We start from the raw sequence: 14,189 nt of genomic DNA on the forward strand, positions 1-14,189 counted from the left end.
ACAGCTTAGGCAAATTGTGATACGATTGACCATGTTTTCACGTAGCAATTGACAGTAAGTGAACGTTGCTAGTGCAAAACCGTGCTGCGCAATCCCGTTTGCTGTTATTTTTTCTGTGTTTTTTGTTTTTATTTTCGAGATGCATTGATATTTATGCCTAAGAAATTTATTCGACGTTTTTTGCCAGATCACCAAAGCATTAAGCAAAACAAAGCGTTAAAAATATTTGGTAGCGTATTGCACGAACCTAATTTATGGCACCTGAACCGTCGCTCTGCATCTGGCGCGTTTGGCATAGGTTTGTTCTTTGCTTTTTGGCCTGTGCCGTTTCAAATGTGGCTTTCTGCAGGTTTAGCTATCCCTTTTCGAGCAAACCTACCCTTGTCTGTCGCAACAGTCTGGGTAACAAATCCATTTACCATTCCCCCCATATTTTATGGGGCTTACAAAGTGGGTACTACTGTACTTGGGACCAAACCTGAACATTTTGAATTCCAGTTTAGCTGGCAGTGGGTGGTAGAAAGCATTAACACCATTGGGCCCGCCTTTTTGGTTGGCTGTGGTATTTGCTCTGTGGTTTTCGGATTGGCAGGTTACTTTTCCTTAAACTGGGTATGGCGCTTTCAAGTGAAAAAAGCGTGGGAAAGACGCAGGCAAATGCGTAATCAGACGGCTCAATAACAAAGCCCCCTAGAGCAAATAGCAGCATTTACTTTCGATAAGATTTAAAAAAACGCCACATTTCAATGTGGCGTTTTTTTTAGTTCTTATCGGAAGTGAGACTTGAGAATACCTGCGTTTTGCAACTAAACTGCGTTAGGCCGAAGAATTCTGACGAAAAGCACTATCGAAGAGACTTCGGCCTGAAAGCATTCTTAACGTTAAGTTCACGGATCTATTATTCATGCTCAGCAAGGAAGGCGACTAACGCGGCTTCATCCCACACATCGACATCAAGCTCTTGTGCCTTGGTTAGTTTAGAACCTGCTTTTTCACCTGCAACTAAGAAGTCAGTATTCTTACTTACGGAGCCTGCCACTTTTGCACCTAATAATTGAAGACGAGCTTTGGCATCAGAACGGCCCATTTCACTTAGCGTGCCGGTAATAACACAGGTTTTGCCTTCAAGTGGCAAATTATCTGAATCGGGCTTTTCAATGGCGGGCCAATTGATTCCTTCATTTAGAAGTGCGTCAATCACATCGGTATTATGCGACTCGTTAAAGAAGTTGAATATATGAGTAGCTACCACCTCGCCCACATCCTGCACTTCTACTAACGCTTCTAATGAAGCTTCACGAATCGCTTCCAAGGTTTCAAAATGCGCAGCTAAGTTTGCCGCCGTCGCCTCACCTACTTCACGGATCCCCAATGCATATAGGAATTTGGCTAAGGTAGTTTGTTTTGATGCTTCAAGAGATGCCAAAAGCTTGCTTGCAGACTTCTCAGCCATTCGCTCTAAGCCAACAACGTCACCTAATGACAGGGTAAAGAAGTCTGCGGGACTGTGCACAAGATCAGCATCTACTAACTGGTCGACGAGCTTATCGCCAAGACCATCGATATCAAACGCTTTACGCGAAGCAAAGTGTTTAAGCGCCTGCTTGCGCTGCGCTGCACAAATTAACCCACCGGTACAGCGCGCGACTGCTTCATCTTCAAGCTTTTCAACTTGTGAGTCACACACTGGGCACTGACTTGGGAAACTAATGTCAGTTTCACTACCCGTGCGATTTGCTTCAACCACAGAAACTACCTGAGGAATAACATCACCGGCGCGACGAATAACAACAGTGTCGCCAACTTTTACGCCTAATCTGGAAATTTCATCCTGATTATGAAGCGTGGCATTAGAGACAGTTACGCCGCCCACGAAAACGGGTTCTAAGCGCGCTACGGGTGTGATTGCCCCTGTCCTGCCCACTTGAAACTCAACGTCCACCAGTTTGGTTACTTCCTCTTGCGCGGGAAATTTCTGCGCAATGGCCCAACGCGGTGCTCGGGCTACAAAACCTAGGGTGTTTTGCAAATCAATACGGTCTACCTTAAACACGACGCCATCAATGTCATAAGGCAAGTTATCGCGCTTTTCCAGGATATGGTTGTAATAATTCAAACAGCCCTTACCGCCTTCAGCAGTGTCAATGTCTGGGCACAATGGCAGCCCCCATTTACCTAATTGTGCAAGGCGCGCGCTGTGGGTTGTAGGTAGTTCAAAGCTTTCTGGTTGTACTACGCCTAGTGAATAAGCATAAAACATCAGTGGACGTTTAGCGGTGATTTTCGAGTCTAACTGACGCAAACTTCCTGCTGCGGCATTGCGCGGGTTGGCAAAGACCTTACCGCCCGTTTCTTTTTGATGTTCGTTTAATTTTGCAAAGCCATCTCGCGGCATAAACACTTCACCACGCACCTCGACGCGATCTGGATAGTGGTCGCCACGAAGGGTTAAAGGTACATTTGAAATAGTCCGCACGTTAGCTGTGATGTTTTCTCCTACCTGACCATCGCCCCGTGTTGCAGCGCGAACTAATTCACCGTTTTCGTACAAAATACTCACGGCTAAGCCATCTAACTTAGGCTCACAGCTAAAATCCAAAGTAGCAGTATCTTTAAGCCTGTCTTTTAAGCGCTTCTCAAATGCCAATAGAGACTCTTCATCGAAAGCGTTATCTAGCGACAACATAGGCACATCGTGAGTCACTTGCTCAAATGCAGACAGCGCAGCGCCTCCCACCTTTTGGCTTGGAGAATTTGGGCTATGTAACTCAGGATATTGTTCTTCAAGCGCTATTAGCGCCTGCATATCTCTATCATAAACCGCATCGGGAACCGAAGGATCGTCTAGTACATAGTACTGGTAATTGTATTCATTTAACGTGTTGCGAAGTTGAGCAACTTGTTGCTTTGCTTGTTCTAAAGAGTCTGACATGGAGTTGTTTTCACGCCGTATAAATAATTAAAAGTTTTACAATTTGTAGCTTAGGTGACTTAACCTAAACGACCTTTTGTTTCAAGTGAGGCATTAAACCGCCGTCTTTTTAGTCGGCTAGTATAATTTGTAGCCTCGCTGTAGCGCTATTTAATAGAAAAGGACCTGGGTATGAGCCAAGTCCTTTTTATTGCGCTAACACGCAAGCACGTACAAAGCGTGCGATATAGACAGTTGAATAGCTTACGTTAGCCGCGAGCAATCATACGCTTGCGTTCAAATTCACGAATTTTTTCAACGTATTGCTGTAAGCCTTGTTTAGTTAACACGCTTCGACGCCCGTCTAGTACCTGAGCACCAAACTCGTCTGCCAACTTACGAGCCGCGTTGTGCATCATATTGAATACTTGATGAGGGTCGCCTTCAATAGGCAATATCATAAACAAAGATACACCTTGGGTCTCAAAATTTTCCAGGTTATCAATATCAAAAACACCAGGTTTAAACATATTGGCTAGACTAAATAATACTGGCCCCTTGCCATTGGAGTTTACGTGACGATGGAAGATATCCTGGTCGCCAAACTTAAACCCTAGTGTAAGCAGCATAGGTAAAAGCGCAGCACCAGAAATTGGCTCACCTTCTGGCGTTCTTACGTTCAACACCAATACTTCAGGTTCAACATTAGATGATTTCACCGGCTCAGAAGTGCTGCTCGCACCGTCGCTGTGTGTGTCATTTGCACTAAAGCTCTCTTCACCAAAATCAGTGTTACCTTGCTCACTGGTGTCGAAGTCAATGCGCATTTGGTCATCACCAAAATTAGGCTCTTCCCGCTTCTTAATCGGTGTTTTACTGCGCTTACTACGTGCAAAACGCCGCGGCTGTTCATTTTCTTCCTGGCTACCCCGTGATGAAGATGCATCGTCTTGAGCGTCTAAACTAAAGTCAGCGACTTCTCGCTCGTTTTTAGTTGGCGCTTGAACCGTTGCTGGTTCTTCTTCTAGCGTAGGGTCTATATAAAACTTTTGCGCAGGACGAACGGGTGCTGCTGGCGCCTGTTCGGGTTGTGCCGTAGTTTGATTATCAGAGTACCCGTTATTTGCGCTATTCGCGTTATTTGCGTTTGATGACGGTGAGTAAGACGCGTCTTGGGCATTTTCTTCGCGCTGTGCTTGTGACTCTGACTGAGCTTCATCGTCGCCTTCCCGAAGCAGAAAACCTGGAGGTTCTGGGAAAGCAGCAACGTTGTCATCGCTTTTATTTGATGCGGTATCAATCGAGCGAGCCTGCCCTTTCATGTGTGGCTTGGGGTTAGTTACCACTGAACCATACAGCTTGGGCGCTTCTTGAGCGTCTTCTTTTTCGCTCCTTTTTTCGCCTTCTGTTCCACCCACTTTTACGGCTGGCGATATCGACGAATTATCATTGCTGCTGGCATTAGCGTGCTCTTCGCCAGCGTCGTCTTCATGGCTATGGATGTCACTCGAAGAAGCATATTGAGAAGAGTGATTGCTCTCATCGTTGCCGAATTTTTTACGTTCGCTGCCGTTATCTGGATTATTCAAGGTGTCATCAAACGATGGGCTCGAAGCTGCGCTGTTCTCATCTGCTCTATTATGCGAGCTTTGCGAATTGCTAACCACTCGAACCGCACCAATACCGAGCTCATCAAAGCCTTCCTGAGCTTCGGCCTCTAATTCGCCATCATCATCCTGCCATTGTCGGGGCTCTAAGCGCTCTTTTTCCGAAGGCTTACCGTTTTTACGAATTTTCCAAATACCGTGGGCAAGCACAGCAATGATAAAAACCGTGCCTCCAAGGAGTAAAAATAGACGTAATTGATCTTCCATTTAATTTCTTTCGCCCTTTGTTATGCTTCTGCGAAGGCTACAGCTTCGTCAACGTCTACCGCTACCATACGTGAAACTCCAGGTTCCGCCATAGTAACACCGGTTAGGTGACTCGCCATTTCCATCGCTATTTTATTGTGGGTGATATAAATAAACTGCACTGTTTGTGACATTTCTGACACTAAGTTACAAAAGCGCCCTACATTTGCATCATCCAATGGTGCATCTACTTCATCCAGCAAGCAAAATGGTGCTGGATTTAATCTAAAAATAGCAAACACCAATGATAAAGCGGTTAATGCTTTTTCTCCACCGCTTAAGAGGTGAATCGTACTATTTTTCTTACCAGGGGGGCGAGCCATTATCGTCACCCCGGTCTCCAATAAGTCATCATCGGTAAGTGCTAGGTATGCTGACCCACCGCCGAAGACTTTAGGAAATAACATTTTAAGGTCTTCGTTAACCTGCTCAAAAGTGTTTGAAAAGCGCGTGCGTGTCTCTTTATCAATTTTTCGAATGGCCGATTGTAGCGTTTCTAGGGCTTCAGTAAGGTCGTTGTGCTGTGTATCTAAATGAGATTTTCTTTCTGACTGGGTTTCAAATTCTTCAACCGCAGCTAAGTTCACTGCCCCTAAACGCTGCAAATTAGCCTGCGTTTTTTCAAGGTCATCTTGCCAGCGTTTCTCTTCGGCGTCTTCGGGTAAGGTTTCTAGAATGTTTTTCAGTGACTGCTGTGTTTCGTCAAGCTGCTCTAGGATCGTGTTTGCGCGTACCCGATACCCTTCAATATCGATGTTAAGTTTATCGATGTTTGTCTGTCGGGTTTGAATGTCCTTACCTAGAGCCTGATGCCCTTTTTCAGCTTCTCGCAACCACTGTTCAATATCTTCAAGGCTGCGCTGCTTAGCGCTTTTCAGCTGTTCTAATTCCGCTTTATTTTCTAACAGAGACTGAAGTTCTGCTTCCTGAATTTCTTCAGGAGACGTCAGGTGCGCTAGTTCTTTTTGTAATCTTTCTTTGTTCTTTATGTATTCTTCACGCTGCTCAAGGTTACGTGTAACCTGCTGACTACATAAGTTTTGATGATTTTCAAACTGCTGCTTTTTTAACGCAAGCTCATGATTTTGCGACGTTAATGAATCGACTGAGGCGCGCAATTCTGACGTAGTTCGCTCATTTTCTTCACGTTTGGTGTTAACTTCATCAATGTGCACTTCATATTCAAGGATTTGCGCTTCTTGAAGTTCTAACTTTTCAGAAAGTTGCGCTAACTGCTCTTCTTCTTTAGCAAGCATTAACTCTTGTTTTGCCAATTCATCATTGAGTTTAGCGCTGCGAGTAGACTGCTGCTCTTGTTGCATTTCAAGTAAAGATAGCTTGTTTTTAATCTGAGCCCGTTGATTTTCTTTTTCAGCTAAGGCGTTTTGAGCCGTATGCTTTTGAGCCTCGCTTGTTTCAAGAGCCTGCTTCGCTTCCTCAATGGAATACTCAACTTCTTCAAGGAGACTTTCAGCGGCCTCAATATCATCTGTAAGTGCTTTAATCTTGTTAGCACGCTGCAAAGCACCGTCATTCACCTGACCCGGTTTAACAACCCAATTGGAGCTTGCCCATAAACCTGTTGGTGAAATTGCGCTAGAAAAGCCATTACAATCGCTTTTCATCTCGTCATCAGCTAAGTGTTCCACCTTACTTGTCAGGTCTTTATCGTCTTCACACAGGTAAATATCATCAAAAAATGCGGGAACCTGTGCCGGTGAAGTGTGGCTACCGCTAAGGTCAGTTAATAAAGCATTTGCTAAAGATCCAGCTTTTGCCGAAGTTACAAACACGCTTTCGGTGTACACCTTTATGCCGGTGGGCAGACGCGCTTTGTTTTTAAGAAGTTCTTGTACCGGGTAGCTTTTTGCGACCACAGGGTCTTTTGCGTGCTCTAATATAGCCTCAATACAGGGTGCAAGCTTTTGGCTTGAGCTAAATTGTTGCCAAAGCTTTTCTATTCCTTCTAATAGCATATCTTCGAAGCTAGAGGCGTCTTGCTGAAGCGCTTCTAATGCAGATTTGGTTGACAGGGCGGTTTGCAGCTGACCCAGCGCATCACGTCGTTTTGCTTCAATGGTTTGCACTTCAGCATGTTGTTTTTGCACTTTCTCGCTAGCTGCTTGAACCGCCTGTTTACCTTCATCAATATCAAAATCTAGCTCGTTTGATTGCTCATCTAGCAATGCAATTTGATCTGAGTAATCTTCGTCATCGAGTTGTTTTAGCTCGTCTTGCAGTTCGCTAATACGCTGAGATGTACGAAGCTGCATACTCATTGTGGACTGAATTTGGCTATGACACTGTTGCACGTCTTGTCGAAGCTGATTGTACGTTTGCTCTTGTTCACGTGCTTTTGCGTTAAATTCTCTTAGCGCTTGCTCTACGTCTTCAAAACGCGCTTTTGCGTGTTCCAACTCGGCTTCTTTCAGTACAAGCTCTGGTTCAATGTTTTCAAGCGCCTCGTTTGATACGGCAAGTGCTTCCTGTGCCTCATCAATAGACTGGTTTAGCAATTCATGCTGTTCGTTGATTCGCGTTAATTCTTGCTCTATTTGCCCTTGTCGCTGTTTAGCATGCAGGGCATTTTGCTCTAATCGCGTTATTGCATTGCTTGTGGTGAATAACTGCTGCTGCAGATCATCGATGACTTGCTTGGTCTCAACTTGTTTAGTTTTATACGATTCAAGTCCGGCTTCATCACCTTGTAGCCTGGCATTTAAATCATCAACTTCTAGTTGCAGTGTTTGCTGCTGTTTTTGCAGCACTTCAATATGCTCGCTATTTTTAAGAAATCTAATCGCCGCAAGCTGGCCTTTTAACTCTCTAGCCTGTGCGCGCAACGTTTTATAGCGGGTTGCTGCGGCAGCTTGTCGCTGTAACTTTTCTAACTGCTTGCCTAGTTCATCGCGAACATCGTTTAAGCGTTCAAGGTTGTCTTGCGTGTGCCTTATGCGATTTTCAGTTTCTCTGCGACGCTCTTTGTACTTTGATATACCCGCAGCTTCTTCAATAAACACGCGCAGTTCTTGTGGCTTAGATTCGATAAGCCTTGAGATCATACCTTGTTCAATAATGGCGTAAGAACGTGGCCCAAGCCCCGTTCCTAAAAATAGATCGGTAACGTCTCGCCTGCGACATTTGGTACCGTTAAGGAAGTAAGTAGACGTGGCATCTCGGGTTACTAATCGTTTAACCGACAGCTCGTTGTAATTGGCGAATTCGCCCGCGATCCGCCCTGCACTGTTATCGAAAACAAGTTCAACGCTACACTGCCCCACGGGTTTTCGTGAAGATGAACCGTTGAAGATCACGTCTGTCATCGCATCGCCGCGTAGGTTCTTCGCTGAGCTTTCACCTAATACCCAGCGAACAGCATCAATAACATTGGACTTACCACAGCCGTTCGGGCCAACAATGGCAGTCATTTCCCCGGGAAACGGAATAGTAGTAGGCTCAACAAAGGACTTGAAGCCCGCAAGCTTTATCTTCTTAAGCCTCACGCATCATCCCTCTGATATACAGAATTGCCGGACGAAATCGTCAAAGCTTCAGCCCAATACCCCTTGGTGGGATGCTGAATTAGCGGATGATATGGAAATGATGTAATCACACAGAAGGTTCTTTTGTTATTATGTTTCGACTCTACCAAAACTAACAGCTTGTAACAATTACCATTTCAGCGAGTTAGGCACAGAACGCGCCAAGGGCGTATGATAGAGTAAATAGTTAATAAACAAAGCGTTTAAAATAACGCGAAGGAGTATGAATGAGTTCAGGTGGTGTACATTATTTCTTTGAAGGCTTTTCGCTTATAAAGACAAAAGGGCTAAAGCGTTTCGTGTTTGTGCCCCTCACTATTAACCTTGTTCTGTTTTCCGTTGCTTTTTATTTCTTATTTGGCCAAATAGAAATGGGCATAGCCTATGTTATCGACCTTGTACCTGAATGGTTAGGCTGGATAAAAACGGCCATCAGTTTCTTCTTATGGCCTTTAGCGGTAATCAGCGTGTTACTCATTTTCGCACTTATTTTTGGCACCCTAGCCAACTGGATTGCCGCGCCTTTCAACGGCGTGTTATCAGAAAAGGTTGAGCGTCATTTAACGGGCCAAGACCTGGGTGATGAAGGCGTTATGTCATTGGTAAAAGACATTCCTAGAACCGTAGGTCGCGAACTGACTAAGCTCATTTGGTATATACCTCGCGCCATCGGTTTTTTATTGCTGTTCTTTTTTCTACCTGTTATCGGGCAAGTGCTTTGGTTCTTATTTAACGCCTGGATGATGGCGATACAATATTGCGACTATCCTTATGATAACCACAAGGTAGATTTCACTCGAATGCGCTTGCACCTGGGCGAACACAAAGGAAAAGCAATGACCTTTGGCATGATGGTAAACGTGTTCTCGCTCATTCCCGTGGTGAACTTCATTGTTATGCCAGTAGCAATTTGTGGTGCCACATCTATGTGGGTAAGAGAGCTGAAGCCTACGCTTCGTGGGTAGCGAGAAATAACCCGTTGCAGTACCTGTGAAGGTGGTTGTTGAATAGAACTATGGCGTTATCGAAAAAGAGTGCGCGGCTACTTATTTGGTTCCGGTAAATGCTTCGTACTCAGCTAGCCAGTGGGCCGCCTCTTTTTGATTACCGCTATTGTGGAAAGCCTGGAAGAAATTCATTGAGATGGGACGCTGCGCATTTTGCTTTTCAAGCTGTTGCTGCCAAAGGACCAAGTATAAAGGCGGTATCACGCCGCTATCGTGGTGTTCCATGAACGTAATTCTTCGGCTAGGTTTGTAGCTATTACGCCCCAACACTGAACAGGTTTTAGCGCGAGCAATAATCGTTGCGGGGTCTATCGACAGCCAATTCTCTACCGTTTCATGCGGTGCATACCAATACTCAGTATCTACCACAACGTTGGGAGGTAGGAAGCCCGCAATCCCATCTTCATCGCACAGCTTGTTTGCCATACCCTTGCCAATAGGATATTCGTCAGCAAAGCCAGCAAAATGGGCTAATTCGTGCACGAATACTGAATAAGCGTCACTAATATCCAAATACATTACACCATTTTGAACATTCGCTTTACCCTGCTCCGCTACCACAACTGCATGGCTAAATTTACGCTTTTTGGCGATATTGGCTAACGGCGTAATATTGCACCCCAAGATACCCGCCCTTTTATAGTTAGCGTTACATTCCAGCACATCGGATTTAAGCCAAATAGGCGGGGCTAAACAAATAGAAAGGTTTTCAAGGCGCGAATCGTCGTTATATGACTGATAAAGTTCGTGCGCTCGCATGATGGTCGCCAAACTTGTAGCGAAAGGTTGAACACGCTGCAGGCAATTTTTTTGACTCTCCCAATCAAAAGCGCCAGATTGCTTTATTGCTTGCGTCACTGAATAGGGTGAATAAAGTTTGATGGCTTCTAGTGCTTTTTCCGCTTGTTGATGGCCTTTTTGCGCTGCAAATTTAAAATGCGATTTAGCTTTCGAGAATTCGCCCTCGTCCCACAAAAGCCTTGCGTACTTAAACGCACTTTGCATGTCTAAGGTTGCTGTAGCTGCCAGCAGAGGCTTAGCTAACTGCTGTTGACCGTGAAGTAGGTACCAATCGGCCAGTGCAGCCTGTGCAGGCAAATATTCCTGCGAGGCTGCGCGTATCAGCCACTTTTCTCGCTTTTCTGGCGAATCGGTAGACATTGCAAAGGCTAGTTGCGCTTCAGCAACATCGCCAAGCGCTGCTAAGCGCATAAAACGCTCTGAAGCCCCCTCTTCGCCTAAAATTTGGTACAACAACCACGCAGCGTCAGCATTTTCTAGATTAACAAGCTTCTCTAGAAAGTAGTTCGCTGTCTCTTGATCAATGGAATCTGTAGAGGAAAAGCCGTTGTTATATGCACTCTCAAATATCTCAAGCATATAGGCTTGGGCAGTGTCACTACCCTGCTTTGCAGCGAGCCAAAGCAGCGCTAGCGCGTTATCTCTTGGATTATTTTTAAGGGTAGTATTACCGCTATCTGGGGCAATAGCATTAGACTGAACGCTTTCAAACGTGCCAGTTTCCTCACCTTCTAATAAGACACCATCTTCATTTTGATGTGATGGTAATAGCACGCTAATAGCGTTCGAGATAAGTTGAGGAGCATAGCGCCCGCTATCGCCCGCAACGATAAGCAGTGCGAAGACTGCTAAAAATAAGCCTCGCATAATGCTTTGCGCTTACTCTTCGCTAACTACATCGTTGCTAGCTTGATTACGCAAACGGTTAAGCTCCATTCTTGCGTAACGGTGTTCTACATAGTCGAACACGTTTGTACTTAGCGCAAGCTTGAAGTAATTAGACGCGATACCGCTATTTCCGCGTAGGGAATGAAATTTACCTAAATAAAAATACGCTTCACATAGTCGGTCAGTTAGCGCTTTTTGGCTTTTAACACCGTTAAGCAATGAGTTAAGTACATCGTTTTCTTCAACAGTACCTAAGAATAAATCCACCAGCGAAGTTGCCCAATGTTCATTGTCTAGCGTAGGACGAATAGACGCTAAGTAAGTTTGGCCTTCCACTTCTGAAACATCGTAATGAGCGAAGTAAGCCCACAGCGCACGAAACGGATCGCTGTTATCTTTTTCAAAAAAGCGGTTAAGATCGTTAGTCGCAAGTTCTGCGCGACCGCCATAGTAAAGCGCGATGCCACGGTTCAAGAACGCGAAATCGTACTCTGGATTAATTTCAATAGTAGAGTCAAAAGCGTCGTAAGCCTGAATGAAATCACTCTGCTGGATATAATGAATACCCATAGAATTATAGGCTTCAGCTAAATCAGGCTTTAAGTTAATGGCTTGGGTGTAATCGAACTGCGCTAAACCTGCAAGGCCTACGCTGTCGTAAAGCATGCCTCGTTGAAAATGAAGTTCAGCTTTATCTTCATCTGATAGCGCTGGGCTAGTTAGCACTTGATTATAGCGTGCAATCGCCATCTCTGAACGAGGGTTGACAGGTGCAGGCTCGGCTAAAAGCAAATTCCCCATCTGTGGTCTTTCTGAAGCAGGGGGTGTTTGCGCACAACCGGTTAAAATAGCAGCGAATAGAGAAAAAAAGATGAGACTAACGTTTCTGCACATGGTAAAAAAGCATTCTATAAAAAAAGAAAAAACCGCCTGAGCATTTTATATACGCTTGTCTGCGGCGCTAATGCCGCCAACCTTCTCGCATTTGATGATAAAAGTAAAGCGTATTGGGTGGTTAACACAGGTAGCTATGAAGAAAAATAATTTAGAACAACTATCACAACTTGCTTTTGACGCACAGAAAAACTCTCATTCACCCTATTCAAATTTTAAAGTTGGTGCGGCTGTGCTTACTCCCAGTGGTGAAACTTTTGCTGGGTGTAACGTAGAGAGCGCGGCCTTCCCTTTAGGCCAATGTGCTGAGGCCACGGCCATCGGCAATATGGTTACACAAGGTGAAAAACGCATCTCACACATTGTTATTGCCAGCCCAAACGATGAATTTTGTTTCCCGTGTGGCGGTTGCAGACAAAAAATTGCTGAGTTCGCACCAGATGAAACCCCAGTAACCATGGTTAGTCAAAGCGGAGAGAAATTTGAAACCACAATTGGTGAATTACTTCCCAATGCCTTTAGGGCGCACGATCTAGACAAATAGGTTTATCACGATACCTTGCAACAAACGAGGCTCAGGCAGTTTTCACATCTACCAGCCTCGTTTTTGATACCTTATAAAGCAATAGTGGCAAGGTTTATAGCCCGTTTGTACGAAGGCGCTTTTGCAAAAGACAATACACTGTGTTGTACCAGAACTTGCGAATTAGCGCTTGGTAGAATTGTTGTTTGCATGTTGTTCCCCCTTTTTCATTAAACGGAGGAACTGAATAAAAGGGGTGAAACTATTTATTGTTTTTCTACAATTGCCCTTGCAGTTTCTACAGCAAGCTTGGCAGTCCTCTAATCATTATTTTCATTTTGGCGCTTATTTAGTTTCGCTGCTGCCATAAAGCCAATAATAAAAATGGCGAAGATAACCACGCCTACCCAAATCAATACGTTAAAAAGAAAGTCCATGTTATTCCCTAATCACAGTTTTATAATTTAACTTTAACATTTATTTGATTGAGTAGGCGAATTGGATCATTCAGCTTATTTACTTCATCTACGATGTTATTGAGATTTTTCTATACCAATAGCCATTACAGACTGACCGTCTTTAATGGCTGGCATTTGATTAACCATCATAACCGTGCCATCAACAGGCGATTTGAGGGTTTCAACTAGATTTCCAAAATAGTCGGTGACCTTACCTATGTCTTGCCCAGTTGACACTTTATCGCCTATCTCCACTGAAGCCTTGAAAAAACCGGTTTTCGAGCTTTTAGGGTATTTAATGGTTTCGTAGATAATTGGCTCAGGGTGCGGCTTTGGCTTTTCTGGCAACATCTTTAGAAAATACATAGCGTTCTCAGCCACCTCTAGCGCTTTCGCTACAGACTCTTCATCTGTCTGCGCTAAGTGCCCTATTTCGGTAGTAAGGCCAGGCTTTCCCCTTGTCATGGCTGTGTTAGGGTAAGAAATTGAATTGTTAGGATCTCTTGGGCGGTCGCCATACATGACAATATGCTGCATGCCAGTTGCTTTCGCGAATTCAAATGTTAAAGCGTCAAGCTCTTCGTCGCCCACAAAAGGAGAATACACATGATTCAATAACGTTTGGTTTGCACTGCCAGAATGCATGTCTATTAAAAAGTCAGCTTTGCCAATAAACTCTCTGGTTAACAACTCAGCAATTTGTTCTGTCGGTGTGCCTTCCGCGCTCCCTGGAAACTCCCTATTCAGGTTTTTCTCATCTTTAGGGTTTAACGCAATTCTATTTCCATGAAACCCATCTAAGTTTGCCAAATGCAGTACAACCAACACACCGCTCATCTCGTTAGGATCAAGGTTTTGCTGAAGTTGTTGTAGGGCATACATAGACGGGAACTCATCACCATGAATACCGGCGGTAAGTAGCAGTACTGGACCGTCATCTTTTCCGTTTATAACCGTCACCGGCAGCGTTATGCTTTTCTCTGTAGCGAGGTAGGACGCTTTCTGACCCGCTTGGGTGGTCACGCCCATCAATTCATAAGGTTCATTTGCGCTAGCGTTTAGGCTAAACGCAGAACAAAGAGAAACAAGAACACCTGCTAACGCTTTCTTTTTAAACGACATACTTAAAAACTCATTGGAAAATAACGCACTAGTAAGCCAGAACGTTTTAGGTTAATCAACAATCAGTATTTTAAAGCACCTTTATAAAAAAATACCCGCTATCAGCGGGTATTGCGTTATTCTAACGAAA

9 protein-coding genes are annotated in these 14,189 nt (G+C 44.5%); 3 read left to right on the forward strand and 6 right to left on the reverse strand.

Features of this window, described 5'->3' with window-relative positions; all coding sequences use genetic code 11:
- Positions 1 to 153 precede the first annotated feature (153 nt).
- Positions 154 to 681, forward strand: a complete 528-nt coding sequence (locus ACYX4N_RS11840) for a DUF2062 domain-containing protein (RefSeq protein ID WP_179983377.1) — start codon at positions 154 to 156, stop codon at positions 679 to 681.
- A 217-nt stretch (positions 682 to 898) separates the two neighbouring features.
- Here the strand turns inward: ACYX4N_RS11840 and ligA are convergent, their stop codons facing one another.
- The 3 genes from ligA to smc form a co-directional block, all read right to left on the reverse strand.
- On the reverse strand, positions 899 to 2,932 hold the full coding sequence (gene ligA / locus ACYX4N_RS11845) for an NAD-dependent DNA ligase LigA (protein ID WP_476054147.1): 2,034 nt from the start codon (positions 2,930 to 2,932) through the stop codon (positions 899 to 901).
- A gap of 248 nt (positions 2,933 to 3,180) precedes the next feature.
- A complete protein-coding gene (gene zipA, locus ACYX4N_RS11850; RefSeq protein ID WP_476054148.1) occupies positions 3,181 to 4,785 on the reverse strand; it encodes a cell division protein ZipA in 1,605 nt (534 codons plus the stop codon).
- A 20-nt stretch (positions 4,786 to 4,805) separates the two neighbouring features.
- Positions 4,806 to 8,327 carry a chromosome segregation protein SMC gene (gene smc, locus ACYX4N_RS11855; RefSeq protein WP_476054149.1) on the reverse strand — a complete coding sequence of 1,174 codons (3,522 nt, stop codon included), beginning with the start codon at positions 8,325 to 8,327 and terminating at the stop codon, positions 4,806 to 4,808.
- A gap of 266 nt (positions 8,328 to 8,593) precedes the next feature.
- On the opposite strand from smc, the gene cysZ reads away from it, so the two are divergent.
- Positions 8,594 to 9,331 (forward strand): sulfate transporter CysZ, encoded by a 738-nt coding sequence (gene cysZ / locus ACYX4N_RS11860; protein WP_476054150.1) that lies wholly within the window; start codon positions 8,594 to 8,596, stop codon positions 9,329 to 9,331.
- An 81-nt stretch (positions 9,332 to 9,412) separates the two neighbouring features.
- Here the strand turns inward: cysZ and ACYX4N_RS11865 are convergent, their stop codons facing one another.
- Positions 9,413 to 11,041, reverse strand: coding sequence for an SEL1-like repeat protein (locus ACYX4N_RS11865; protein WP_476054151.1), 1,629 nt, complete (start codon positions 11,039 to 11,041; stop codon positions 9,413 to 9,415).
- A gap of 12 nt (positions 11,042 to 11,053) precedes the next feature.
- Positions 11,054 to 11,956: a lipoprotein NlpI gene (nlpI, locus tag ACYX4N_RS11870; protein ID WP_476054152.1), complete on the reverse strand. Its 903-nt coding sequence runs from the start codon at positions 11,954 to 11,956 to the stop codon at positions 11,054 to 11,056.
- A 136-nt stretch (positions 11,957 to 12,092) separates the two neighbouring features.
- On the opposite strand from nlpI, the gene cdd reads away from it, so the two are divergent.
- Positions 12,093 to 12,500, forward strand: coding sequence for a cytidine deaminase (gene cdd, locus ACYX4N_RS11875; protein WP_476054153.1), 408 nt, complete (start codon positions 12,093 to 12,095; stop codon positions 12,498 to 12,500).
- A 512-nt stretch (positions 12,501 to 13,012) separates the two neighbouring features.
- Here the strand turns inward: cdd and ACYX4N_RS11880 are convergent.
- Complete coding sequence (locus tag ACYX4N_RS11880) at positions 13,013 to 14,059, reverse strand: succinylglutamate desuccinylase/aspartoacylase family protein (protein ID WP_476054154.1); 1,047 nt, start codon at positions 14,057 to 14,059, stop codon at positions 13,013 to 13,015.
- Positions 14,060 to 14,189 lie beyond the last annotated feature (130 nt).

Source organism: Alteromonas sp. ABH4_452 (genome assembly GCF_056311825.1).

Excerpts from the sequence above, each read along its gene's own strand:
- ACYX4N_RS11840 (WP_179983377.1), top strand. The coding sequence starts at position 154 with ATGCCTAAGAAATTTATTCGACGTTTTTTGCCAGATCACCAAAGCATT.
- ligA (WP_476054147.1), bottom strand. The coding sequence starts at position 2,932 with ATGTCAGACTCTTTAGAACAAGCAAAGCAACAAGTTGCTCAACTTCGC.
- zipA (WP_476054148.1), bottom strand. The coding sequence starts at position 4,785 with ATGGAAGATCAATTACGTCTATTTTTACTCCTTGGAGGCACGGTTTTT.
- cysZ (WP_476054150.1), top strand. The coding sequence starts at position 8,594 with ATGAGTTCAGGTGGTGTACATTATTTCTTTGAAGGCTTTTCGCTTATA.
- ACYX4N_RS11865 (WP_476054151.1), bottom strand. The coding sequence starts at position 11,041 with ATGCGAGGCTTATTTTTAGCAGTCTTCGCACTGCTTATCGTTGCGGGC.
- nlpI (WP_476054152.1), bottom strand. The coding sequence starts at position 11,956 with ATGTGCAGAAACGTTAGTCTCATCTTTTTTTCTCTATTCGCTGCTATT.
- cdd (WP_476054153.1), top strand. The coding sequence starts at position 12,093 with ATGAAGAAAAATAATTTAGAACAACTATCACAACTTGCTTTTGACGCA.
- ACYX4N_RS11880 (WP_476054154.1), bottom strand. The coding sequence starts at position 14,059 with ATGTCGTTTAAAAAGAAAGCGTTAGCAGGTGTTCTTGTTTCTCTTTGT.